Origin of the sequence: Streptomyces koelreuteriae, from assembly GCF_018604545.1 — a bacterium.
Taxonomy (GTDB): Bacteria; Actinomycetota; Actinomycetes; order Streptomycetales; family Streptomycetaceae; genus Streptomyces; species Streptomyces koelreuteriae.
Genome location: NZ_CP075896.1, coordinates 2,031,538 through 2,056,425 on the forward strand (window position 1 = coordinate 2,031,538; position 24,888 = coordinate 2,056,425).

The following is a 24,888-nucleotide window of genomic DNA, read 5'->3' on the forward strand; positions in this document are numbered from 1 at the left end:
TCGCTTGTCTCCGGCGCCCGCGACGCTTGCGGAAACGCACCGGCCGAACCGCCGCCGGGCCCCGTTGTCAGTGCCGGGGTGCACGATGGACGCATGCCCAGCGATGCGCACCGAGCCCTGGAGGGCTTCTCCCCCGCGACCCGTGCCTGGTTCACGGGTGCCTTCCCCGCGCCCACCACCGCCCAGGCCGGAGCGTGGCAGGCCATCCGGGAGGGCTCGGACGTGCTGGTCGTCGCCCCCACCGGCTCCGGCAAGACCCTGGCCGCCTTCCTGGCCGCCCTGGACCAGCTCGCCTCGACGCCGCCCCCCGCCGATCCCAAGAAGCGCTGCCGGGTCCTGTACGTCTCGCCCCTCAAGGCGCTGGCCGTGGACGTGGAGCGCAACCTCCGCAGCCCCCTGACGGGCATCCGCCAGGAATCCGTGCGGATGGGCCTGCCCGAGCCCGAGGTCAAGGTGGGCATCCGCTCGGGCGACACCCCGGCCGCCGAGCGCCGCTCCCTGGCGACCCGCCCGCCGGACATCCTGATCACGACGCCCGAGTCGCTGTTCCTGATGCTGACCTCGGCCACGCGCGACGCGCTGACCGGTATCGAGACGGTGATCCTCGACGAGGTGCACGCGGTCGCCGGCACCAAGCGCGGCGCCCACCTGGCGCTCTCCCTGGAGCGGCTGGACGGCCTCCTGCCGAAGCCGGCCCGCCGCATCGGCCTCTCCGCGACGGTCCGCCCGGTCGACGAGGTGGCCCGCTTCCTCTCGCCCCGGCGCAAGGTGGAGATCGTCCAGCCGGAGTCGGGCAAGGAGTTCGATCTGTCCGTGGTCGTCCCGGTCGAGGACCTGGGCGAGCTGGGCGGCTCCCCCGTGTCCGACGGCTCGGAGGGCGCCGAGCGCCCGTCGATCTGGCCGCATGTCGAGGAGCGGATCGCCGACCTCGTCCAGTCCCACCGCTCCACGATCGTCTTCGCGAACTCCCGCCGCCTCGCGGAGCGCCTGTGCAACCGCCTGAACGAGATCGCCTACGAGCGGGCCACCGGCGAGCCTCTCGACGAGCAGCACTCCCCCGCCGAGCTGATGGGCGGTTCGGGAGCCGCCCAGGGCGCACCCCAGGTCATCGCCCGCGCCCACCACGGCTCGGTCTCCAAGGAACAGCGCGCCCTGGTCGAGGAGGACCTCAAGGCGGGCCGCCTGCCCGCGGTGGTCGCCACCTCCAGCCTGGAGCTGGGCATCGACATGGGCGCGGTGGACCTGGTCGTCCAGGTCGAGTCCCCGCCCTCGGTCGCCTCCGGCCTCCAGCGCGTGGGCCGCGCGGGCCACCAGGTGGGCGCGGTCTCCACCGGCGTCGTCTTCCCCAAGTACCGAGGCGACCTGGTCCAGGCGGCGGTGGTCACCGAGCGCATGCGCACCGGCGCCATCGAGTCCCTCAGGGTCCCCGCCAACCCCCTGGACGTCCTGGCGCAGCAGATCGTCGCCATGACGGCCCTGGACACCTGGCAGTTCGACGACCTGCTGGCGGCCGTCCGCCGGGCCGCCCCCTTCGCCTCACTGCCCGAGTCCGCCTTCACGGCGGTGCTCGACATGCTCGCCGGCCGCTACCCCTCCGACGCCTTCGCCGAGCTGCGCCCGCGCGTGGTGTGGGACCGCGTCACCGGCGAGATCACCGGCCGCCCCGGCGCCCAGCGCCTCGCCGTCACCTCCGGCGGCACGATCCCCGACCGCGGCCTCTTCGGTGTCTTCCTCGCGGGCGCCGACCCCAAGAAGGGCGGCGGCCGGGTCGGCGAGCTAGACGAGGAGATGGTCTACGAGTCCCGCGTCGGCGACGTCTTCACGCTCGGCACGAGTTCCTGGCGCATCGAGGACATCACCCGCGACCGCGTCCTGGTCTCCCCCGCCCCGGGCGTACCGGGCCGGCTGCCCTTCTGGAAGGGCGACCAGCTGGGCCGCCCGCTGGAACTGGGCCGGGCGCTGGGCGCGTTCCTGCGCGAGGTCGGCTCGCTGCCCCAGGACGACGCCCGCCTCCGTCTCGTCGCCGCGGGCCTGGACGCGTGGGCCGCGGACAACGTGCTGTCGTACCTGGCGGAGCAGCGCGAGGCCTGCGGCCATGTCCCGGACGACCGGACGATCGTCGTGGAGCGCTTCCGCGACGAGCTCGGCGACTGGCGGGTGGTGGTGCACTCCCCCTTCGGCGCCCAGGTGCACGCCCCCTGGGCGCTCGCGCTCGGCGCCAAGCTCTCCGAGCGCTACGGCATGGACGCGCAGGTCATGCACGCCGACGACGGCATCGTGCTGCGCCTGCCGGACGCCGATCTGATGAGTCTGGACCTGCTGGATCAGGAACCGCTCAAGATGGGCCGGGAGTCCGACGCCGATCAAGCCCCCGTGGGCGCGGCCGACGTGGTCTTCGACAAGGGCGAGGTCGACCAGGTCGTCACCGACCAGGTGGGCAGCTCGGCCCTGTTCGCGTCCCGCTTCCGCGAGTGCGCCGCCCGCGCGCTGCTCCTGCCCCGCCGCAACCCCGGCAAGCGCACGCCCCTGTGGCAGCAGCGGCAGCGCGCCTCCCAGCTCTTGCAGGTGGCGAGCGAGTTCGGCTCGTTCCCGATCGTCCTGGAGGCGGTCCGCGAGTGCCTCCAGGACGTCTTCGACGTCCCCGGGCTCGTCGAGCTGATGGGCGACCTGGAGTCCCGCAAGGTGCGCCTCGTCGAGGTCACCACGGCCGAACCGTCGCCCTTCGCGCGTTCCCTCCTCTTCGGCTATGTCGCCCAGTTCCTGTACGAGGGCGACTCCCCGCTCGCCGAGCGCCGGGCCGCCGCCCTGTCGCTGGACTCCCGGCTGCTGGCCGAGCTGCTGGGCCAGGCGGAGCTGCGCGAGCTGCTCGACGCGGAGGTGCTGACCGAGCTGGAGCGCGAGCTGCAGTGGCTCACCGAGGACCGCCGCGCCAAGGACGCCGAAAGCGTCGCGGACCTCCTCCGCCTCCTCGGCCCGCTCACGGACGCCGAACTGGCCGAGCGGGGCGCCGAACCCCAGTGGGCTCAGGAACTGGCCGGCGCCCGCCGGGCCATCCGGGTCCGGATCGCGGGCGGAGACCACTGGGCGGCGATCGAGGACGCGGGCCGGCTGCGCGACGCCCTCGGAACCGCCCTGCCGGTCGGTGTCCCGGAGGCGTTCACCGAGCCCGTCAAGGACCCGCTCGGTGACCTCCTCGCACGCTACGCCCGCACCCACGGCCCGTTCACCTCGACCACGGCGGCGGCCCGCTTCGGCCTGGGCGTGGCCGTCACCGAGGGCGCCCTCCAGCGGCTCAGCGCGGCGGGCCGGATCGTCCAGGGCGAGTTCCACCCGGCCGGGATCGGCCAGGAGTGGTGCGACGCGACCGTGCTGCGCCGGCTGCGCCGCCGCTCCCTGGCTGCCCTGCGGCACGAGCTGGAGCCGGTGGCACCGGCCGCGCTCGCCCAGTTCCTCCCCCAGTGGCAGCACATCGGCAAGAGGCACTCCCTGCGCGGCATCGACGGCCTGGTTCGTGCCATCGAGCAGGTGCAGGGCGCGTCCGTGCCGGCCTCCGCCCTGGAGAAGCTCGTCCTGCCCTCCCGGGTGGCGAACTACACCCCGGGGATGCTGGACGAACTCACCGCCGCGGGCGAGGTGGTGTGGGCCGGGGCCGGCTCGCTCCCCGGCAAGGACGGCTGGGTCTCCCTCTACCTGGCGGACACGGCCCCGCTGCTCCTGCCGCCCCCGCACCCCTTGGAGCTGACCGCCCTCCACCAGTCCGTCCTGGACACCCTGACCGGCGGCTACGGCCTGTTCTTCCGCCAGATCGCCGACCAGGTCCGCGCCACCACCCACCCCGACGCCACCGATCCCCAGCTCGCCGACGTCCTCTGGGACCTGGCCTGGTCCGGCCGCCTGACCAACGACACACTCACCCCCATGCGCTCGCTGCTCGGCTCGGGCCGCACCGCAGGCTCCACGGCCCATCGCGCCAAGCGCGCGGTCCCGCGCGGCCGGTACGGCTCCCTGACGGCCGCGGCCCGCCCCGCCGCGTCCCGCTCCGGCCCGCCGACCGTCGCCGGCCGCTGGTCCCTGCTCCCCTCCCACGAGCCGGACCCCACGGTGCGCGCCCACGCCCTCGCCCGCACCCTCCTCGACCGGCACGGCGTGGTGACCAGGGGCGCGGTCTCGGCGGAGGGCGTCGAGGGCGGGTTCTCGGCGACGTACCGCGTCCTGTCCGTCTTCGAGGAGAGCGGCCAGGCCCGCCGCGGCTATGTGGTGGAGGGGCTCGGCGCGGCCCAGTTCGCGATGGACGGCGCTGTGGACCGCCTGCGCGCGGTGTCCAACGCCCGCGACCGCGGCGCGGACCTGCCCGGCCCCCCTCCGGGCCCCGGCCTCGACCCGTACCCGGCCCATGACTTCGCCGAGCCGGACGACGCGCCCCGCTCCCACGACCACACCGACGCCCCCGGCCCCGACGGCTTCCCCGACTTCGGCGCCGCCTGGGACACCCCGCCGCCCCAGCCGTCCCCCGGCGACTACGTCTCGCCTCGCGACTACCCCCCGCAGGCCGCCCCGGCCTGGCAGAACGGCGGACGCGGAGCGTACGACACGGGGTTCCCGGGCCGCCGTACCCGACCGGACTCCGCCTCCAGAGCCGTCGTCCTGGCCGCCGCCGATCCGGCGAACGCGTACGGCGCCGCCCTGCCCTGGCCCGAGCCCCCGACCGGCGCCGGGCACAAGCCGGGCCGCAAGGCGGGCTCCCTGGTGGTGCTCGTCGAGGGCGAGCTGACGCTCTACATGGAGCGCGGCGGCAAGACCCTGCTGGCCTGGGCCGCCGACCCCGACGGCGCCCCCACCGACGACCCCCGCCTGCGCACCGCGGCGGAGGCACTCGCCGCAGCGGCCCGCGCGGGCTCCCTCGGCACGGTCACGGTGGAGCGGGTCAACGGCACCCAAGCCCTGACCTCCCCCATCGGCACCCTCCTGGAAGGAGCGGGCTTCATCGCGACCCCCCGCGGGCTCCGCCTGCGCGCCTGACCCCACCACCCCCACACTCCCGGGGCACCCCCGAACGCCCCATGCCACCCTTGACCCATGCCCGAAGGCGACACGGTCTGGCAGACCGCGAAGCGGCTGCACGGCGCCCTCGCGGGCAAGGTGCTGACCCGCAGCGACCTGCGGGTGCCCCGGTTCGCCACAGCCGACCTCACGGGCCGCACGGTCCTCGACGTCACCCCGCGCGGCAAGCACCTCCTGACCCGTGTGGAGGGCGGCCTGACCCTGCACTCCCATCTGCGGATGGACGGCGCCTGGAAGGTCTACGCGAACGGCCGCCGCTGGACCGGCGGCCCGGGCCACCAGATCCGCGCGATCCTCGCGAACGCCGACAGCACAGCCGTCGGCTACCGCCTCCCTGTCCTGGAGCTCCTGCGCACCACCGACGAACACCGCGTGGTCGGCCACCTCGGCCCGGACCTGCTCGGCCCTGACTGGGACCCCGACCGCGCCCTCGCCCAGGTCTTCCAGGACCCCGCCCGCCCCCTCGGCGAGGCCCTGCTCGACCAGCGCAACCTCGCCGGCATCGGCAATGTCTACAAGAGCGAGCTCTGCTTCCTGCTCGGCGTCACCCCCTGGCTCCCCGTGGGCGACCTGCCCGCCGAACGCGCCGCGAAGCTGCCCGCGCTCGCCAAGAAGCTGCTGGAGACCAACCGCGACCGCCCGGTCCGCAGCACAACGGGCCACCGCGGCCAGGACCTCTTCGTCTACGGCCGCGCACCCCGCCCCTGTCTGCGCTGCGGTACCTCCGTCCGCGTCGCCGACCAGGGCGACGGCTCCCGCGAACGTCCGACCTACTGGTGTCCCACCTGCCAGCCCGGCCCCACCCCGGCCCCGGCCGGGCGCATCCGGCCCGCGCCAGGCAATTGACGACCCGTCAGATCCGCTCGTACGGTCCTTGCATGCCCGTCACGGCGTACGACCTCACCGGCCGCACCGCGTTCGTCACCGGGGCCGCGAGCGGTATCGGCCGCGCCTCGGCCCTGCTGCTCGCCGAGGCGGGCGCGACCGTGCACTGCGCGGACCGCGACACCGAGGGCCTGCACGAAACGGCGACCTTCATCAAGGACACCGGCGGCACCGCCCACCCCCACTCCCTCGACGTCACCGACCGCTCCCAGCTGAGGCAGGCCATCACCTCCTGCGACCGCCTCGACACCCTGGCCGCGATCGCCGGCATCATGCACAGCAGCCCCGTACTGGACACCCGGGACGAGGACCTCGACCGGGTGCTCGCCGTCAACTTCAAGGGTGTGCTGTACGCCTGTCAGGAGGCGGCCCGACTGATGATCGCCACCGGCACCAGGGGCAGCATCGTCACCATGGCCTCGGGCGCCGTCGACACCGGCGGCCCCGGGCTGCTCTGCTACGGCGCGTCGAAGGCAGCGGTGGTCCAGCTCACGAAGACCCTCGCGACGGAGGTCGGCCGGCACGGCATCCGCGTCAACGCGGTCGCCCCCGGCTGGATCCGCACGCCGATGACCGACCGCCACGACAGCGAGGCCCAGACGCACACGGAGTCCGTCATGGCCCGCATGTCACCCCTGGGCCGAGTGGGCGAGCCCGAGGACATCGCGCACGCGGTCCTCCACCTGGCGTCCGACGCCTCGGCCTTCACCACAGGCCAGATCCTCCGCCCGAACGGGGGCGTGGCAATGCCGTGGTAGCAACCGCCCCGCGTTGACCTCTGCGCGTCCCGCAGCCCCCGGCACGAGTCCGCATCTACCCGTGCGTGTCCGGCATCCCGCAAGAGCCCCGGCGATCGCCGCCCGCACGCGCCCCACCTTCACCCCGCCCGCCTCCCACGATCACCCCACACCCCCCAAGCCCTCCGCCACCGCCCCGCACCGAGCACCCCACGCGCCCGCCCCTTCGGCACACAGTGCACCGGCAGCACGCTCAACCCCCACCCCCCGGCCGCGACCGCCGCCTCCACCGCCCCGGCCCCGGGTACGACCGCCAGCCGGAGCACGGCCCACCACCACAGCACCCCCATGCCGAGCGCGGCCCCGCGGACCCCCCAGCCCCGGACCGCCAGGCGCCCCATCCCCGTCATGGCCGCCACCTCCAGCCCGACGCTATTCGGCCGCCCGGACCCGCGGGCAGGGCGCACCAACGGCACACAGGCGCACCGCGCACCCCTCGAAGCCGGGCGGCATCACGCCCGGCCGGCCCGTCCTCCGGTTGCGCCACCCGGTTCCGTCAGCCGTTCTCGGCCTGGAACATCCAGTGATGCTTCTCCAGGTCCGCTGTGATCCCGATGAAGATGTCCTGGCTCACCGGGTCCGGCTCGCCGGTCGTCTCGACCCGCTCCCGCATCCGCGCGATCACCGCGCCCAGCGCCTCGACGAGCGTACCCACGGCGGTCGTGTCGTCGACCCACCCTTCGGGAGTCACACCGATTCCGCTGCCGACGGCGACCGTCGCGGCACGCCCGTCGGGCGAGACACCGAGCGCCGCGGCGCGTTCCGCCACGGTGTCGGAGTACTTCCGTGCGGTGTCGACGACCTCGTCGAGCTGGAGATGAACGGAACGGAAGCGCGGTCCCACCACGTTCCAGTGGATCTGCTTCGCCACGAGGGCGAGATCCACCAGGTCGACCAGCGCACCTTGCAGCGCCTCCGACACGGTCTTCAGACTCGCGTCGGACAACGGGCTCTTCACGACGTACATCCGCACCTCCGTGGACTGCCCCCCGCCATCCCCTCAACGATGACCGCCGTACGCCACACCGGCAAACGCACATGAAACGGGCAGCCGACACCGTACTGCCCCCGCACAAGCGAAAACCCCGGGCGGGCACCCCTCCGGATCTTCCGGAGAGGCCCGGCCGGGGCCTCAGCACTTCTCAGCGCCTGATCGGCGCCGTTCGTCTCATGCCGCGTACGCGAAAACGCTCACGCGGCGACGACGTCCACCGCCTCGGCGGGCGCCTTGATGGTCACCCGCTCCGGCGGCACACCGGTCACCGAAACGGAACCCAGCATCGGGCGAACCGGCGTGGGTACAGGCTCGCTGGGGGTGGCCGCAGCGGACTGGGCCAGCTCGGCGAGGGCGAGCTCGTCGCTCACTTCCCGCATGAGCTCGGACATCCGTACGTCCAGCGCGTCGCAGATGGCGGAGAGCAGCTCGGAGGAAGCCTCCTTCTGCCCCCGCTCCACCTCGGAGAGATAGCCGAGTGAAACTCGGGCGGACGAGGAGACTTCGCGCAGAGTACGGCCCTGGCGCTGGCGCTGCCGACGCAGCACGTCACCCAGCAGGCGACGGAGCAGAATCATCGGTGGCTCCCTCCTCGGACCGCGTAGCCGCATCCATTACGCCCCACCGTACCGCCTTGCGCCGCGGCCGTGCGGGGAGCGATGTCGTGTTCACTCAGGGCTGCAAACATCAAAACCCCCCGTTCCGTTCCGTATCCTGTGCCCGCTCATTCCCGGTCTGTTCGCCCGCACGCCCCTTCGGAAGCAGTGCGAGTACGCTCCGTACACTCTCTCTACGAATTTCCTCGCGGTCGCCGTTCAACCGCCAAGCCTCCACTTTTCCGCCGCGGGCAGAACCGGAATCAAACCCGAAGGGCCCCTTCCCGGCGACGAAGTCCGTCCCTGCGGCCCGTCCGTCCTGCGGCCGGGAACCCGCTACACCGCTGGTCACGCCGGCGGGACAGGCGCTCATGGAGCCCCGGAAGACGTGGGTCGCCCTGGAAGCCGATGCGGCCTCCGCCGCGACGAGGCCACCGGTCGACGACTCCACGACGGCGAGCTTTCCGCCCTTCACCGTGAGTGATCGCACCACGTCAGTGGCCGTGGAACTCACGCTTCCTTCTCCTCCAACGCGGCCTTGCGCTCGGCAATTCCCTGCCTGCGCAGCACAATGGCCTGTTTCACATAGTCGAGTCCGGTCGCCACGGTCAGCACGACCGCCGCGGCCATCACCCACCACCTCAGGGTGGCCAGCCACCCCGTCAGCGCCAGCACATACATGCCCACGGCCACGCCCTGGGTGAGGGTCTTGAGCTTGCCGCCGCGGCTGGCGGGGATGACGCCGTACCGGATGACAACAAAACGCAGGAGGGTGACCCCGAGTTCCCGCCCGAGGATGACGCCGGTCACCCACCACGGCAGATCCCCGAGCGCGGAGAGACAGATCAGCGCCGCCCCCATGATCGCCTTGTCGGCGATGGGGTCGGCGATCTTCCCGAAGTCCGTGACCAGGTTGTACGTGCGCGCCAGGTGACCGTCGAAGATGTCGGTGATCATGGCGATGGCGAAGGCCGCCCAGGCGAGGGCACGCCAGGCCGGGTCGTAGCCGCCGTCCGCGAGCATCAGCGCCACGAAGGCCGGCACGAGGACCAGCCGGAGCATGGTCAGGAGGTTGGCGATGTTCCAGACGCTGGCCTGGTTGACGGCCGCCGCCGTCAGTTTCCCGCCCCGCCCGCTCTTGTCCTCACCCTGGGCGTCGGCGCCGGCCCCGTCCGAGCCCTCACCGACGACAGCCCCACCGCCACTCGTACCGTGCGCCGTACCGGACGTCCCGCCGTCGGCCGACCTCGCGGCCGTACGGCCGACCGCCGAGCCGGGCACCTTCCCCGAGGCCGCGCCGGACGCGGGCCTCCTCGCGCCGGAGGCGCCTCCCGCCGCGGCTGCCGGGACACCGGTCATCTGCCCGCCTCCTCACTCCACGCAGGCGAGGCGAACGAACCCTGCAGGGGCTCGGCCACCAGGTCGACACCCTCCGTACCGACCACCTTCGCCTCGACCATACGACCGGTGCGGAGCCCCGCGCCGCTCGTGAGCTGCACCTGGCCGTCCGTCTCGGGCGCCTGGTGGGCGGCGCGGCCGTAGACGCCCTCCTCGTCGACGGACTCGACGAGCACGTGCAGCGTCTGGCCGACGCGCTCCTCGGCGCGCTGCGAGACGAGTTCCTCGGCCAGCCGCGAGACCCGGGCCAGCCGCTCGGCGACCACGTCCTCGTCGAGCTTGTTCTCGTAGGTCGCCGCCTCGGTGCCCTCCTCGTCGGAGTAGCCGAAGACGCCGATGGCGTCCAGCCGCGCGCCGCTCAGGAACCGCTCCAGTTCGGCGAGGTCGGCCTCGCTCTCGCCGGGGAAGCCGACGATGAAGTTGGAGCGCACACCCGCCTCGGGCGCCTTGCTCCGGATGGTGTCGAGCAGCTCCAGGAAGCGGTCGGTGTCGCCGAAGCGGCGCATCGCGCGCAGCACGCCGGGTGCGGAGTGCTGGAAGGAGAGGTCGAAGTAGGGCGCGACCTTCGGCGTGGACGTCAGGACGTCGATCAGCCCGGGCCGCATCTCCGCGGGCTGGAGGTAGCTCACCCGGACCCGCTCGATGCCGTCGACCTCGGCCAGCTCGGGCAGCAGCGACTCCAGCAGGCGGATGTCGCCCAGGTCCTTGCCGTAGGAGGTGTTGTTCTCGGAGACCAGCATGATCTCCTTCACGCCCTGCTCGGCCAGCCAGCGCGTCTCGTTCAGCACGTCGCTCGGGCGGCGGGAGATGAAGGAGCCGCGGAAGGACGGGATGGCGCAGAAGGAGCAGCGCCGGTCGCAGCCGGAGGCGAGCTTCACGGAGGCCACCGGGGCGCCGTCCAGACGGCGGCGCAGGGGCGCGCGGGGACCGGAGGCCGGAGCGAGGCCTTCCGGAAGGTCGGCCGGGGCGTGCCCGGGCAGCGCGACCTCGGCGGCGGACTCCTGCCGCTCCGCCGGGCTGATCGGCAGCAGCTTGCGCCGGTCGCGCGGGGTGTGCGAGGCGTGGATGCCGCCGTTGAGGATGGTCTGGAGCCGGTCCGAGATGTCCGTGTAGTCGTCGAACCCGAGCACACCGTCGGCCTCGGGGAGCGCCGAGGCGAGTTCCTTGCCGTACCGCTCGGCCATGCAGCCCACCGCCACGACGGCCTGGGTTCTGCCGTGCCCCTTGAGGTCGTTGGCCTCCAGGAGGGCGTCGACGGAGTCCTTCTTGGCGGCCTCGACGAAGCCGCAGGTGTTCACGACGGCGACGTCGGCGTCCTCGGCGGCTTCCACGAGCTGCCAGCCGTCCGCCTCCAAACGGCCTGCGAGCTCCTCGGAGTCCACCTCGTTACGGGCGCAGCCAAGGGTGACCAGTGCGACGGTACGGCGTTCAGGCATGGGCTCAAGAGTACTTCGTCCCACTGACACCCCACGTCGACGGGGTTGGCCGTTCCCGGCCAACCCCGTACGTCGAGCACCCCTCGGGCGCGGTCACCCGGCCTCGGGGTCGCCCTTCGTGTAGGTGAGACGTTCCACGGAGCCGGGCTGGAAGTCGTCCTCGATCTTCTTGCCGTTGACGAAGAGGTCGATCGCGCCGGCGTCCCCGAGGACGAGGTGCACCTTCGAGCTGTCCTGGAAGGTCTTGGAATCGCCCTGCTTGAGGACACCGTCGAAGAGCATCCGGCCGTTGTGGTCCTTGGCGGCGATCCAGCTGCGGCCGTCGGCGGCGGCCACCCGGACCGTCACCTTGTCCTGGGGCGCGGCCGCGATGGCACTGTCGGAGGGCTTGGGCTTGGGGTCGGCGGGCTTCTTGGACTTGGTGGTCGGGGAGACGGACGCACCGGGCGTGGAGCCGTCGGCCACATTGGCCCCGTCGGCGCCGTCGTCGCCGCCCTGGAACATGGTGAATCCGACGAAACCGATCACGACGACGATCGCGGCGACCATGGCCGCGGTCCAGTTGGGCCCCCGCCGCTCCGGGCGGATGCGTTCCGCCTCGAACAGGGGAGCTGCCGGGGTCGGCGCCGGACGGCCGCCGTGGGTGTCGCCGTACTGGGCGAGCAGCGGCGCGGGGTCGAGGTGGACGGCCTTGGCCAGGGTCCTGATGTGCCCTCGGGCGTAGACGTCGCCGCCGCAGGCGGTGAAGTCGTCGGCCTCGATGGCGTGCACGATGTTCATGCGGACCCGGGTGGCGCTACTGATGTCGTCGACGGTCAGTCCGGCGGCGATACGCGCCTGCTGCAGGACACGGCCGATGGAGGGGCGGGCTTCCTCGCGGTCGTCTTCGACGCGCTCGTCTTCGAACGGACGCTCGTCTTCAGGGGAGTTGCCGATGGACACGGGGGCGCCTTTCGAGCGTGTAGCCGCCTGTGCTGGAGGTTCAGTCTAGGGGGGGTAGGAAAGGGTGGGGCAACCGGGCGGAGTCACTTTGTACGCCATCGGAATGGCCCGACATTCCGATGGTGGGGTCGGTCCTTTTCGCCTCCCTCAACTTGACGTACGCCGGAGGGAAACGGTTGCTCAATGATCCCTAACGGGTGAGTCACGATCCGGCCACCGGTTGCCGTACAGGCCCCGGGAGGCGACCGTGTCCCGTTTCCCTACCCTTCAGACTCCCCCCGGATCAGCGCGAGCACGCCATCCAGCTCATCAGGCTTCACAAGAACGTCACGTGCCTTGGAACCCTCGCTCGGTCCGACGATGTTCCGGGACTCCATCAGGTCCATCAGCCGCCCTGCCTTGGCGAAGCCGACGCGCAGTTTGCGCTGGAGCATGGACGTCGACCCGAACTGCGTGGAGACGACCAGTTCGGCGGCCTGGCACAGCAGGTCGAGGTCGTCGCCGATGTCCTCGTCGATCTCCTTCTTCTGCTTGGTGCCGACGGTGACGTCGTCCCGGAAGACGGGCGCCATCTGGTCCTTGCAGTGCTGGACGACGCCCGCGATCTCCTCCTCGGTCACGAAGGCGCCCTGCATACGGGTCGGCTTGCTGGCTCCCATCGGCAGGAACAGCCCGTCGCCCTTGCCGATGAGCTTCTCGGCGCCCGCCTGGTCGAGGATGACGCGCGAGTCCGCCAGCGACGAGGTGGCGAAGGCGAGCCGCGAGGGCACGTTCGCCTTGATCAGACCGGTGACGACATCGACCGACGGCCGCTGCGTGGCGAGCACCAGGTGGATGCCGGCCGCGCGCGCGAGCTGGGTGATGCGCACGATCGCGTCCTCGACGTCCCTCGGCGCCACCATCATCAGGTCGGCGAGCTCGTCCACGATGACCAGCAGATACGGATACGGCTGAAGCTCCCGCTCGCTGCCCTCGGGCGGCTTGGCCTTGCCCTCGCGCACGGCCCGGTTGAAGTCGTCGATGTGCCGGTACCCGTAGGCCGCCAGGTCGTCGTAGCGCAGGTCCATCTCGCGTACGACCCACTGGAGCGCCTCGGCGGCCCGCTTGGGGTTGGTGATGATCGGCGTGATCAGGTGCGGGATGCCCTCGTAGGCGGTCAGCTCGACCCGCTTGGGGTCGACGAGGATCATCCGGACGTCCTCGGGGGTCGCCCGCATCATGACCGAGGTGATCAGGCAGTTGATGCACGAGGACTTGCCGGAGCCGGTGGCACCGGCGACCAGCATGTGCGGCATCTTCGCCAGCGAGTGCATGACGTAGCCGCCCTCGACGTCCTTGCCGAAGGCGACCAGCATCGGGTCGTCGTCCTCCGCGGATTCCGCCAGACGGAGTACGTCACCGAGGTTGACCATCTCCCGGTCGGTGTTCGGGATCTCGATGCCGACCGCGGACTTGCCAGGGATCGGGCTGATGATCCGCACGTCCGGGGAGGCGACGGCGTAGGCGATGTTCTTGGTCAGCGCGGTGATCCGCTCGACCTTCACGGCGGGGCCGAGCTCGACCTCGTAGCGCGTGACCGTCGGTCCGCGGGTGAAGCCGGTGACACTGGCGTCCACCTTGAACTCGGTGAAGACGGTGGTGAGCGACTGGACGACGGCGTCGTTGGCGGCGCTGCGGGCCTTGCCCGGGCCGCCGCGCGTCAGCAGGTCGAGCGACGGCAGGGAGTAGGTGATGTCACCGGAGAGCTGCAGTTGCTCCGCGCGCGCGGGCAGGTCGCGGGGCTCGGAGGGCGGGGCCTTGGTGAGGTCCCGGACGCCCGCCTTCGGCTTCTCCCGCTCGGGCTCGTCCTGCTTGAGAAGCTTGTCCTGCTTGGGCTTGCCCTTGTCCTGCTGGGGGCGCGCGGCCGGGACGGGCGTCGGCGTGGTCGCCTCGCGGTCCCCCACCGTCACGCCCTGGGTGAGGTCGGCGACGATCGGCGAGGGCGGCATCCCGTGCATGACGGCACCGTCGAGCGCGGCGGCGGCCGCGGCGGCGACGTCCACCGCGTCCATGGGCCGGTTCATGTCGGGCTGCGGCACGGCGGACCGCCGGGGACGGCCGCGGCGCCGGGAAAGGGCCTCCTGCTCGGCGGTGTCGGGGTCGTACTCCGCGGGCGCCGGCGTGCGCCGGCCGCGCGGCCGGGCGGGCAGCGCCTCCCGCCACTGCTCCTCGTAGCGCTCGTCGTCCTCGTCGAACTCGTCCTCGGCCGGGTCGCGGACGATCCCGAGCCGCACCCCGAGCAGCCGCAGCCGCTGCGGAATGGCGTTGACGGGAGTGGCCGTGACGACCAGCAGCCCGAAGATCGTCAGCAGCACGAGCAGCGGCACGGCGAGCACATGGCCCATGGCGTACGACAGCGGCGTCGCCATGGCCCAGCCGATGAGCCCACCGGCGTCCCTTATGGCCTGCATGCCTGCGCCGCGCGCGGGCGAGCCGCAGGCGATGTGGACCTGGCCGAGCACGCCGATGACGAGCGCGGACAGGCCGATGACGATGCGTCCGTTGGCCTCGGGCTTCTCCGGGTGGCGGATGAACCGCACGGCGACGACCGCGAGCAGTATCGGCACGAGCAGGTCGAGCCGGCCGAAGGCGCCCGTCACCAGGATCTCGACCAGATCGCCCACGGGGCCCTTCAGATCGGCCCAGGTGCCAGCGGCGACGATCAGCGCGATGCCGAGCAGCAGCAGTGCGACCCCGTCCTTGCGGTGCGCCGGGTCGAGGTTCCTGGCGCCCTGCCCTATGCCGCGGAAGACGGCACCGACGGCATGCGCGACGCCGAGCCACACGGCCCGCACGAGCCGGTAGATGCCCCCGGTCGGGCTGGGTGCCGGTTTGGGCGCGGGCTTCTTCGCCGCGGCCTTCTTGGCGGGCGGCTTCTTCGCGGGAGCCTTTTTGGCAACGGCCTTCTTCGCCGGAGCCTTCGCTGAAGCGGCCGCCTTCTTCGCGGGCGGCTTCTTGGCTGCGGAGGAACGTGAGGCCATGGGTGTGAGGTTACCGGTGGAGACGGCAGGGGACACGTGTGCCTACGGCTTCACCCGTTCGTGTCGCTCCGGGAGAGGCGCGAAACTGACGCGCGTTCATGGACGGGCAACCACGCCCGCCCGCGCGTCAGTTCTGCGAGGACACCGAAGGCGTGCTCCCGGTGCCCGGCTCCAGGGCGTCCAGCGCCCGCCGCAACCCGGTGAGCTTGCGCTCCAGATGAGCCGCCGTGGCCACCGCGGCCGCGTCCGTCGACTCGTCGTTCAGCTGCTTGGTCAGCGCCTCGGCCTGTTCCTCGACGGCCGCGAGCCGCGCCGAGAGCTCCGCGAGCAGCCCGGCCGACTCCTTGGCCTCGCCGCCCGCGCTCTTGTCGCCGCCCTCCAACTGGAGCCGCAGCAGCGACGCCTGCTCACGCAGCTGGCAGTTCTTCATGTACAGCTCGACGAAGACGGAGACCTTCGCGCGCAGCACCCACGGGTCGAACGGCTTGGAGATGTAGTCGACCGCGCCCGCCGCGTAACCCCGGAAGGTGTGGTGCGGGCCGTGGTTGATCGCCGTGAGGAAGATGATCGGGATGTCCCGCGTCCGCTCACGCCGTTTGATGTGCGCCGCTGTCTCGAAGCCGTCCATGCCCGGCATCTGGACGTCCAGCAGAATGACCGCGAAGTCGTCCGTGAGCAGCGCTTTGAGTGCTTCCTCCCCGGACGATGCCCGCACCAGCGTCTGATCGAGCGCAGAGAGGATCGCCTCCAGCGCCAGCAGATTCTCCGGCCGGTCATCGACCAGGAGGATCTTGGCCTTCTGCACCATGGCCCGCCCTCCTCGCCCCGGCGTGGGGCCTCCCCTGTCCGCAGGACCTGGGGACGCACCGGTCGGTGCCGCCCCAGGGGACGACTCCCTTACGTCGCCCGTCCTTGTGCCGGTCATCGTAGCCGCACCCTGCCTGTCGCCACACCCTGTCACCGTGATGTCACTGTGCACGTAGCGGAAACGCAGCAGGAGACCAGAAGGTTCCCCAGATCTTGTACTTCTACACGACTATGCGCACATCGAGTCGGCAACTCCGCGTGAACACCGAACCTTCCCCGCACGGTTGCGCGACGCCCCGACGTTCCCCTCATTCCCCTCGCATCCACTGATCCATCACCGTCAGCAGGTGATCGGGGTCGACCGGCTTCGTGACGTAGTCGGAGGCACCCGACTCGATCGCCTTCTCCCGGTCGCCCTTCATGGCCTTCGCCGTCAGCGCGATGATCGGCAGCCCGGCGAACTGCGGCATCCTGCGGATCGCCGTGGTCGTCGCGTACCCGTCCATCTCGGGCATCATGATGTCCATCAGGACGACCGCCACATCGTCGTGCTGCTCCAGCACCTCGATGCCCTCACGGCCGTTCTCGGCGTACAGCACGGACAGGCCGTGCTGCTCCAGGACACTGGTCAGGGCGAAGACGTTGCGGATGTCGTCGTCGACGATGAGGACCTTCTGGCCCCCGAATCGGATGCCGCGCTGCGTCTTCGGCGCCAGTTCCTGCTCGGAGGGCGCCCACTGCTCCGGCGGCGCGGGACGCGCCTCCAGTTCGGGCATCCTGCGGCGCCGCCGGAACAGGGCCGCCGGTCCGTTCTGCGTGTCCCGGTACGACTTCACCTCCGCCGGAGTGTCGACCTCCACCTCGGACAGCTCCGACAGGTCGGGCGACGACATCAGGTCACCGGCCTCCAGGGCGGGAAGCTGCTGCTGGTAGCCCTGCGGCGGCAGTTCGCTGGGGTGCAGCGGCAGATACAGCGTGAAGGTCGAGCCACGGCCCGTCTCGCTCTGCGCGTAAATCTCACCGCCGAGCAGCTGGGCGATCTCCCGCGAGATGGACAGCCCGAGGCCCGTACCGCCGTACTTGCGGCTGGTCGTGCCGTCGGCCTGCTTGAACGCCTCGAAGATCACCCGCATCTTGCTGGAGGCGATACCGATCCCGGTGTCCGTCACGGAGAACGCGATCAGCTCGGCGTCCGGGTCGGTCAGCGACCCGGTCTCCAGCAGCTGCTCCCGGATCCGCTGCGGCACGTCGTCCCGCGCCGGCCTGATGACCAGCTCCACCGACCCCGAATCGGTGAACTTCACCGCATTCGACAGCAGGTTGCGCAGCACCTGCAGCAGCCGCTGCTCGTCGGTGTGCAGCGTGGCGGGCAGCTCCGGCGAGACCCGCACCGACAGGTCCAGGCCCTTCTCCGCGGTCAGCGGGCGGAACGTGGCCTCCACGTAGTCCACGAGCTGTACGAGCGCGATACGCGTCGGGGAGACGTCCATCTTGCCCGCCTCGACCTTCGACAGGTCGAGGATGTCGTTGATGAGCTGGAGCAGGTCGGAACCGGCCCCGTGGATGGTCTCGGCGAACTCGACCTGCTTCGGGGAGAGGTTCCCCTCGGCGTTGTCGGCGAGCAGCTTGGCCAGGATCAGCAGCGAGTTGAGCGGCGTACGCAGCTCGTGCGACATGTTCGCCAGGAACTCGCTCTTGTAGCGCATCGACACCGCGAGCTGCTCGGCGCGCTCCTCCAGGACCTGCCGCGCCTCCTCGATCTCGGTGTTCTTCACCTCGATGTCGCGGTTCTGCTGGGCCAGCAGCTCGGCCTTCTCCTCCAGCTCGGCGTTGGACGCCTGGAGGGCCTTCTGCCGCTGCTCCAACTCCGCCGACCGCTCGCGCAGTTGCTCGGTCAGTTCCTGCGACTGCGCCAGCAGCAGCTCGGTCTTGGTGTTGACCGAGATGGTGTTGACGCTCGTCGCGATCATCTCGGCGATCTGGTTGAGGAAATCCTTCTGGATCTGCGTAAAGGGAGTGAAGGAGGCCAACTCGATGACCCCGAGCACCTTGCCCTCGAACAGCACCGGCAGCACGATCACCTGCGCGGGCGGTGCCTCGCCGAGCCCCGAGGAGATCCTCAGATAGCCGCTGGGCGCGTTCTCCACGAGGATCGTGCGCTTTTCCGTGGCGGCCGTCCCGATGAGCGCCTCACCGGGCTGGAACGACGTCGGCATGGAGCCCATCGAGTAGCCGTACGAGCCGAGCATGCGCAGCTCGTACTGGTCGTCGCCCGCGGGGTTCTTGTCCTCGCCGTCGACGAGCGGCATCGCCAGGAAGAACGCGCCGTGCTGCGCGGACACCACCGGCGTCAGCTCGCTCATGATCAGCGAGGCCACGTCCTCCAGGTCGCGCCGGCCCTGCATCAGCGCCGAGATCCGGGCCAGGTTGCCCTTGAGCCAGTCCTGCTCCTTGTTGGCGATCGTGGTGTCGCGCAGGTTGGCGATCATCTTGTTGATGTAGTCCTGGAGCTCCTGGATCTCCCCGGACGCGTCCACGTCGATCTTCAGGTTCAGGTCGCCACGGGTCACCGCGGTCGCCACGCGCGCGATGGCACGCACCTGCCGGGTGAGGTTCCCGGCCATCTCGTTCACGGACTCGGTCAGGTCGCGCCACGTCCCGTCGACGTCACGCACGCGTGCCTGCCCGCCGAGCTGCCCTTCCGTGCCCACCTCGCGGGCCACACGCGTGACCTCCTCGGCGAAGGACGACAGCTGGTCGACCATCGTGTTGATGGTCGTCTTCAGCTCCAGGATCTCGCCGCGGGCGTCGATGTCGATCTTCTTCGTCAGGTCACCCTTGGCGATGGCCGTGGTCACCATGGCGATGTTGCGCACCTGGCCGGTGAGGTTGGACGCCATGCCGTTCACGGACTCGGTCAGGTCCTTCCACGTACCGGCCACACCCGGCACATGCGCCTGACCGCCGAGGATGCCGTCCGTGCCCACCTCGCGGGCCACCTTGGTGACCTGCTCGGCGAACGAACTCAGGGTCTTCACCATCGTGTTGATGGTGTCGGCGAGCTGCGCGACCTCACCGCGCGCCTCGATGGTGACCTGCCGTGTCAGGTCGCCGTTGGCGACCGCCGCCGAGACCTGGGAGATGTTCCGCACCTGCGTGGTGAGGTTCTTGGCCATCAGGTTGACGTTGTCACTCAGGTCCTTCCAGATGCCCGTGACACCCGGCACGTGCGCCTGGCCGCCCAGGATGCCCTCGGTGCCCACCTCACGGGCCACCCGGGTCACCTGCTCGGCGAAGGAGGAGAGCTGGTCCACCATCGTGTTGACGGTGGTGACCAGCTCGAGGATCTCGCCCTTGGCGTCGACGGTGATCTTCTTCGACAGATCGCCCCGGGCGACCGCGGTCGTGACCTCGGCGATGTTGCGCACCTGGATGGTCAGGTTGTTCGCCATGCCGTTCACGGACTGGGTGAGGTCCTTCCAGGTGCCGGAGACACCCTGCACCTCGGCCTGACCGCCCAGGATGCCCTCGGTACCCACCTCGCGGGCCACACGCGTGACCTCTTCGGCGAAGGAGGAGAGCTGGTCCACCATCGTGTTCAGGGTGTTCTTCAGCTCGAGGATCTCCCCGCGCGCGTCCACGGTGATCTTCTGCGACAGGTCACCCCGGGCCACCGCCGTGGCCACCTGCGCGATGTTGCGCACCTGGCCGGTCAGGTTGGACGCCATGCCGTTCACGGAGTCGGTCAGGTCGCGCCACACACCGGCGACGCCGGGCACCTGCGCCTGACCGCCCAGCCGGCCGTCCGTACCCACCTCACGCGCGACCCGGGTCACCTGGTCGGCGAAGGCCGAGAGCTGGTCGACCATCGTGTTGATGGTGTTCTTCAGCTCGAGGATCTCCCCGCGCGCGTCGACGTCGATCTTCTGCGACAGGTCGCCCCGCGCCACGGCCGTCGTGACCTGCGCGATGTTGCGCACCTGAGAGGTCAGGTTCCCGGCCATCGAGTTGACGGAGTCCGTGAGCTCCTTCCACGTGCCCGACACGCCGTCCACCCGGGCCTGACCGCCGAGCCGGCCCTCCGTGCCCACGTCCCTGGCCATCCGGGTCACCTGGTCGGCGAAGCTCGACAGCTGGTCCACCATCGTGTTCACGGTGTTCTTCAGCTTGAGCATCTCGCCGGAGACGTCGACCGTGACCTTCTGCGAGAGGTCGCCGTTGGCCACCGCCGTCGTCACCTGGGCGATGTTCCTCACCTGTCCGGTGAGATTCCTGAACGCCGTGTTGACGGAGTCCGTCAGGTCCTTCCACGTACCGGCCGCGCCCGGCACCTGCGCCTGGCCGCCCAGCTCACCCTCGACACCGATCTCACGTGCCACACGCGTCACTTCGGCACCGAAGGCCGACAGCTGATCGACCATCGTGTTGACGGTGTTCTTCAGCTCCAGCATCTCGCCGGCCACGTCGACCGTGACCTTCTGCGACAGATCACCATTGGCGACGGCCGTCGTCACGGCGGCGATGTCTCGCACCTGCGTGGTCAGATTCCGGAAGACCGTGTTCACCGAATCGGTGAGGTCCTTCCACGTTCCCGCCGCACCCGGCACATTCGCCTGGCCGCCGAGCCGCCCCTCCGCTCCGACCTCGTTGGCCACACGCGTGACCTCGTCCGCGAAGATCCGCAGCGTCTCGGTCATCTGGTTGATCGTCTCGGCCAGCTGCGCGACCTCGCCGCGCGCCGGCACGGTCACCTTCCGCGACAGATCACCGTTGGCGACCGCCGTCGTGACCTCCGCGATCCCACGCACCTGGGCCGTGAGGTTCCCGGCCATGGTGTTCACCGAATCGGTGAGTTCCTTCCACACACCGTCGACCCCGGGCACCTGTGCCTGCCCGCCCAGCGCGCCCTCGGTGCCCACCTCACGGGCCACCCGGGTCACCTCGGAGGAGAACGCCGACAGCTGGTCCACCATCGTGTTGACGGTGTTCTTCAGCTCCAGCATCTCGCCGGCCACCTGGACCGTGACCTTCCGGGACAGATCACCCTTGGCGACCGCCGTCGTCACCAGCGCGATGTCCCTCACCTGGGCCGTCAGCCGGTACGCCATGGTGTTGACGGAATCCGTGAGATCCCGCCACGAACCCGACATGCCACGCACACGTGCCTGCCCGCCCAGCTTGCCCTCGGTGCCCACCTCACTGGCCACACGCGTGACCTCGTCGGTGAACGTCGAGAGCTGGTCGACCAGGTTGTTGACCGTCCGCCCGACCTTCAGGAACTCGCCGCGCAGCGGATGCCCGTTCCCGTCCGGGGCCTGCGTCCGCAACTCCATACGCGGCGACAGATCACCCTCGGCCACCGCGGACAGCACCCGGCTGACCTCGGAAACCGGCCGCACCAGGTCGTCCACCAGGGCGTTCGAGTTGTCGATCGCCGTCGACCAGGAGCCCTCGCAGGCCCCGGTCTCCAGCCGCTCGGTCAGCTTGCCCTCACGGCCCACCATCCGCCGCACCCGGGCCACCTCGCCCGTCAGATGCAGATTCCGGTCGGCCACCTCGTTGAAGACCGCCGCGATCTCGGCCATCACGCCGTCCCCGGACACCGTGAGCCGCTTGCGGAAGTTCCCGTCCCGCATCGACACCAGGGCCGCCATCAGACGGTTCAGGGCCGCCGTATCCACCTCGGTGGTGCCATTGCGCGTTTTGCCCTGGTTACCCGGGGACTGTTTGCCCTGGTTGCTCGGGGACTGTCCGCCTTTCGCGCGCGTCTTCGTGCCACGCGTCGCTGCGCCAGACTCCACTGTGTCCCTCCCGCAGGGGTCGACCGTCACTGCTGTGCTCGGGTACCGCGCTCGGCGTACCAGTTACTACTGCGTATTCTCTGCCCTGCATATCAGGCGCTTGCCAGAGGGCTGCTGCCCGCCGTACGCCCTGGGCACTCAGCCTGCCCGGACCTTCACAAGAAGCTTGCCCAGTGTTTCACCCTGGCCGAACCAGGCCATAACAGTTCGGCAGCTTCGCACATCGTCCGCACACCCTCCGGACGGAAACACTGCAGACCGGCATCCGAATGGACCGCGAAGGTAAGTAACCTTGCATCCGGCTGTCCAGCCGCGCCGGTCCGTCCGGCCTGGGCGGTGGCACGAAGACGAGCGGGCATCGGAGGGGCGGCCGCACACATGACCACCGGACTGATCCCGGGGGGACAGCCCCCGGACCCCCGGCCGACGGGCAGCCTGCCGCAACAGCGGCGCGAGCCGGTCGGCCCCGCAGCCCAGCACGTCGAGAACCGGTCAAGGAGTTCTGTGATCACCGCGCGCGCGGCCGCCAGTTTCGAGCCCGTCGGGCGCTCGGTCGCGAGCGCCCGCTCCTTCGTTCGCGACACCCTCCAGGGCTGGGGCTTCGCCGACATCGTCGACGACGCCGTGGTTCTCACGAGCGAACTGGTGACCAACGCCGTGGTCCACGCCGGCACATCGGCCGACCTGCTGTGCCTGCGCAGCGACGAGGGCGTGCGCATCGAGGTGGCCGACCGGTACCCCGAGCGGGAGATCCCGCTCCAGGGCACGGCCATCAACATGGGCAGCCCCGACCGCGAGGGCGGCCGCGGCCTCCAGCTCTGCGCCGCCCTCGCCGGCCGCTGGGGCGTCGAGTACACCCCCACGCACAAAACCGTCTGGTTCCAACTCGACCTGCCCGCACGCGCGGTCGGCACCCGAGCGGCCGGTCCTGCCCTCCCCGCCGACCTCCTCCCCCTGGCCGACGGCCGGGTCCGCGTGGCCGTCGTCCAGATCGACCGCACCGGCCACATCAGCGCCTGGAGCGAGGACGCCGAGGAACTCTTCGGCTACCCCGCCGAGCAGGTCACCGGCAAGCCCCTGACCGACCTCGCGGCCTGGCCGCACACCCCGGGCACCAGCACGGGCATCGCCGAGGCGCTCCAACTCTCCCGCTGGGAGGGCAGTTACGGCATCCGTGCCGCCACCGGCCGCGTCACCCCGGTCTACGCCTCCCACCTGCGCGTCCGCGACACCGGCGGCGAGCCGTCAACCGTGTGCCTCCTCGTGAGGGACCACGAAAGGGCCGTTCTGCAGACGCCTCTGCGCGGTCCCGCCTCGGACACCTCGACCACCTCCGAGGGCCAGAGCACCGACCCCTTCGAGGTGTTCATCGGCTCCCCCGCCCCGGACGACCTCGACGGCCTCCTCCAGCGCACGGTGGAACGCGCCCGCGACATGCTCGACGGCGACTCTGCCTTCCTCCTGCTGGCCACGGACGACGAGACGGAACTGGAGGTCCGCGCCTCCACGGGCCTGCCCTCCGCCCGCCAGCGCTTCGCCCGCGTCCCCGTCGAGGCGGGCCCCGGCCGCTACGGCTCGGCCCGTATGCCGGCCGTCCACGACGACCTGACAGCGGTCCCCGGAGCCGTGCCCCTGCTGAACAGCACGGGCATGCGCTCGGTCGTCACCGTCCCCCTGAAGGTGGAGGGCCGCCTCACAGGCTCCCTCGGTGTCGCCGCCGAGTCCCCCGGCAGATACTCCAACGAGGAGGCGCTGCGCCTCCAGTTCGCCGCCGACCGCATCGCCCTCGCCGTCGAATCGGCCCGCCTCGGCGAACTGGAACGCCTGCGCCGCGGCTCCCTGAGCTTCCTGGTCGAGGCGTCCGACCTGCTGGCCGGCACCCTGGACCGCGACCAGACCCTGGCCCTGATGGCCCAGATGACGGTCCCGACCCTCGCCACCTGGTGCGCCGTCTACACGATCGCCGACCAGGCCTCCGAGCCGTACCTCTCGTACGTCCTGCACGAGGACGAGGAACTCATCGACGGCATCAAGTCCCTGCTGTCGAAGGTCCCCCCGCCCGACCCGGTCCCCACCCCCGGCGCCCGCGTCTGGACGGCCCCCGGCGAGGTGGCCCACCAGGCGGCCCTGCGCAGCTCCATGCGCAGCCTCGGCCTCAGCGGCGGCCCCACCCACCAGGTCACCCCCGGCATCGGCCCGACCCTCGCCACGGCCTCCGCCGTCGGCGGCGAGACGGTCGTCCTGCCGCTGGTCGCCCGCAACCGCGTCATCGGCATGCTGACCCTCGGCAAGCCGACCGACGAGCACTTCCGCCAGGAGATCCTGGAACTCGCCGAGGACCTCTCCCGCCGGGCCGCCCTGGCCCTGGACAACGCCCGCCTCTACTCGGAGCGCACGGCGATCAGCCAGTCCCTCCAGCGCAGCCTCCTGCCCCCCGAGCTCCCGGTGATCGCGGGCGTCGAGGTCGAGGTCATCTACCGCGCGGCGGGCGAGGGCAACGAGGTCGGCGGCGACTTCTACGACGTCTTCCCCATCAGCGACGGCGCCTACGGCTTCGCCATCGGCGACGTATGCGGTACGGGCCCGAACGCCGCCGCGGTCACCGGCCTGGCCCGCCACGCCCTGCGCCTCCTGGCCCGCGAGGGCCTCAGCGGCCCGGCGGTCCTGGAGCGCCTCAACTCCGCCATCCTCGACGAGGGCGCCCGCAGCCGCTTCCTCACCCTCCTCTACGGCGAGATGCGGCCCCAGGAGGACGGCAGCGCCGAGCTGAAGGTCGTCTGCGCCGGCCACCCCCTCCCGCTGCGCCTGCGCCAGGACGGCTCTGTCGAACCTGCGGCCGAACCCCAGCCGCTCCTCGGCGTCATCGAGGACCTGGAGCTCTACGAGCAGACGGTCACCCTCGACCCGGGCGATGTCCTCCTGTGCGTCACGGACGGCGTCACCGAACGCCGCGAAGGCGCCCGCATGCTGGGCGACGACGGCCTCGCCGACGTCCTCACGACCTGCACGGGCCTGACGGCCGGAGCGGTCGCGGCCCGCATCATGCGCGCGGTGGAACGCTTCGCGTCGGACGCCCCGTCCGACGACATGGCGATCCTGGCCATGCGCGTCCCGGGCCTCCACAAGGACTAGGACAGGGAAAAGGCCCCAC

The 24,888-nt window shown here is 71.1% G+C and carries 14 protein-coding genes; 4 read left to right on the top strand and 10 right to left on the bottom strand.

The window, feature by feature from the left end:
• Nucleotides 1-93 precede the first annotated feature (93 nt).
• Genes KJK29_RS08905 through KJK29_RS08915 form a run of 3 tightly spaced genes read left to right on the top strand, consistent with a single transcriptional unit; the run spans nucleotide 94 to nucleotide 6,704 of the window.
• Complete coding sequence (locus tag KJK29_RS08905; RefSeq protein WP_215118176.1) at nucleotides 94-5,019, top strand: ATP-dependent helicase; 4,926 nt, start codon at nucleotides 94-96, stop codon at nucleotides 5,017-5,019.
• Between the two features lie 57 nt (nucleotides 5,020-5,076).
• The gene (locus KJK29_RS08910) at nucleotides 5,077-5,907 is read left to right on the top strand and encodes an Fpg/Nei family DNA glycosylase (protein ID WP_215118177.1); all 831 of its coding nucleotides are present in this window, start codon (nucleotides 5,077-5,079) and stop codon (nucleotides 5,905-5,907) included.
• A 32-nt stretch (nucleotides 5,908-5,939) separates the two neighbouring features.
• The gene (locus KJK29_RS08915; protein WP_215118178.1) at nucleotides 5,940-6,704 is read left to right on the top strand and encodes an SDR family NAD(P)-dependent oxidoreductase; all 765 of its coding nucleotides are present in this window, start codon (nucleotides 5,940-5,942) and stop codon (nucleotides 6,702-6,704) included.
• A gap of 119 nt (nucleotides 6,705-6,823) precedes the next feature.
• On the opposite strand, the gene KJK29_RS38775 is transcribed toward KJK29_RS08915, so the two are convergent.
• The 10 genes from KJK29_RS38775 to KJK29_RS08965 all read right to left on the bottom strand — a co-directional run bounded on the left by KJK29_RS38775 (nucleotide 6,824) and on the right by KJK29_RS08965 (nucleotide 21,737).
• Nucleotides 6,824-7,084, bottom strand: coding sequence for a hypothetical protein (locus tag KJK29_RS38775; RefSeq protein ID WP_255961336.1), 261 nt, complete (start codon nucleotides 7,082-7,084; stop codon nucleotides 6,824-6,826).
• Nucleotides 7,085-7,239: 155 nt separating this feature from the next.
• Nucleotides 7,240-7,710: a Dps family protein gene (locus tag KJK29_RS08925; protein WP_215118179.1), complete on the bottom strand. Its 471-nt coding sequence runs from the start codon at nucleotides 7,708-7,710 to the stop codon at nucleotides 7,240-7,242.
• 224 nt (nucleotides 7,711-7,934) lie between these two features.
• Complete coding sequence (locus tag KJK29_RS08930) at nucleotides 7,935-8,315, bottom strand: helix-turn-helix domain-containing protein (RefSeq protein ID WP_003993396.1); 381 nt, start codon at nucleotides 8,313-8,315, stop codon at nucleotides 7,935-7,937.
• A 109-nt stretch (nucleotides 8,316-8,424) separates the two neighbouring features.
• Nucleotides 8,425-8,847 carry a CinA family protein gene (locus tag KJK29_RS08935; RefSeq protein WP_215118180.1) on the bottom strand — a complete coding sequence of 141 codons (423 nt, stop codon included), beginning with the start codon at nucleotides 8,845-8,847 and terminating at the stop codon, nucleotides 8,425-8,427.
• Nucleotides 8,844-9,692 carry a CDP-diacylglycerol--glycerol-3-phosphate 3-phosphatidyltransferase gene (gene pgsA / locus KJK29_RS08940; RefSeq protein WP_215118181.1) on the bottom strand — a complete coding sequence of 283 codons (849 nt, stop codon included), beginning with the start codon at nucleotides 9,690-9,692 and terminating at the stop codon, nucleotides 8,844-8,846. The genes KJK29_RS08935 and pgsA overlap by 4 nt, the downstream gene beginning before the upstream one ends.
• Nucleotides 9,689-11,167, bottom strand: coding sequence for a 30S ribosomal protein S12 methylthiotransferase RimO (rimO, locus tag KJK29_RS08945; RefSeq protein ID WP_215118182.1), 1,479 nt, complete (start codon nucleotides 11,165-11,167; stop codon nucleotides 9,689-9,691). The genes pgsA and rimO overlap by 4 nt, the downstream gene beginning before the upstream one ends.
• Nucleotides 11,168-11,260: 93 nt before the next feature.
• The gene (locus KJK29_RS08950) at nucleotides 11,261-12,109 is read right to left on the bottom strand and encodes a helix-turn-helix domain-containing protein (RefSeq protein ID WP_215118183.1); all 849 of its coding nucleotides are present in this window, start codon (nucleotides 12,107-12,109) and stop codon (nucleotides 11,261-11,263) included.
• Nucleotides 12,110-12,369: 260 nt separating this feature from the next.
• Nucleotides 12,370-15,129, bottom strand: coding sequence for a DNA translocase FtsK (locus KJK29_RS08955; RefSeq protein WP_215118184.1), 2,760 nt, complete (start codon nucleotides 15,127-15,129; stop codon nucleotides 12,370-12,372).
• Between the two features lie 127 nt (nucleotides 15,130-15,256).
• On the bottom strand, nucleotides 15,257-15,937 hold the full coding sequence (locus KJK29_RS08960) for a response regulator (protein WP_215118185.1): 681 nt from the start codon (nucleotides 15,935-15,937) through the stop codon (nucleotides 15,257-15,259).
• A gap of 307 nt (nucleotides 15,938-16,244) precedes the next feature.
• Nucleotides 16,245-21,737, bottom strand: coding sequence for a HAMP domain-containing protein (locus KJK29_RS08965; RefSeq protein ID WP_215118186.1), 5,493 nt, complete (start codon nucleotides 21,735-21,737; stop codon nucleotides 16,245-16,247).
• A 378-nt stretch (nucleotides 21,738-22,115) separates the two neighbouring features.
• On the opposite strand from KJK29_RS08965, the gene KJK29_RS08970 reads away from it, so the two are divergent.
• Complete coding sequence (locus KJK29_RS08970; protein ID WP_215118187.1) at nucleotides 22,116-24,869, top strand: SpoIIE family protein phosphatase; 2,754 nt, start codon at nucleotides 22,116-22,118, stop codon at nucleotides 24,867-24,869.
• Nucleotides 24,870-24,888: the final 19 nt, after the last annotated feature.

Excerpts from the sequence above, each read along its gene's own strand:
- KJK29_RS08905 (WP_215118176.1), top strand. The coding sequence starts at position 94 with ATGCCCAGCGATGCGCACCGAGCCCTGGAGGGCTTCTCCCCCGCGACC.
- KJK29_RS08910 (WP_215118177.1), top strand. The coding sequence starts at position 5,077 with ATGCCCGAAGGCGACACGGTCTGGCAGACCGCGAAGCGGCTGCACGGC.
- KJK29_RS08915 (WP_215118178.1), top strand. The coding sequence starts at position 5,940 with ATGCCCGTCACGGCGTACGACCTCACCGGCCGCACCGCGTTCGTCACC.
- KJK29_RS38775 (WP_255961336.1), bottom strand. The coding sequence starts at position 7,084 with ATGGGGCGCCTGGCGGTCCGGGGCTGGGGGGTCCGCGGGGCCGCGCTC.
- KJK29_RS08925 (WP_215118179.1), bottom strand. The coding sequence starts at position 7,710 with ATGTACGTCGTGAAGAGCCCGTTGTCCGACGCGAGTCTGAAGACCGTG.
- KJK29_RS08930 (WP_003993396.1), bottom strand. The coding sequence starts at position 8,315 with ATGATTCTGCTCCGTCGCCTGCTGGGTGACGTGCTGCGTCGGCAGCGC.
- pgsA (WP_215118181.1), bottom strand. The coding sequence starts at position 9,692 with ATGACCGGTGTCCCGGCAGCCGCGGCGGGAGGCGCCTCCGGCGCGAGG.
- rimO (WP_215118182.1), bottom strand. The coding sequence starts at position 11,167 with ATGCCTGAACGCCGTACCGTCGCACTGGTCACCCTTGGCTGCGCCCGT.
- KJK29_RS08955 (WP_215118184.1), bottom strand. The coding sequence starts at position 15,129 with ATGGCCTCACGTTCCTCCGCAGCCAAGAAGCCGCCCGCGAAGAAGGCG.
- KJK29_RS08960 (WP_215118185.1), bottom strand. The coding sequence starts at position 15,937 with ATGGTGCAGAAGGCCAAGATCCTCCTGGTCGATGACCGGCCGGAGAAT.
- KJK29_RS08970 (WP_215118187.1), top strand. The coding sequence starts at position 22,116 with ATGACCACCGGACTGATCCCGGGGGGACAGCCCCCGGACCCCCGGCCG.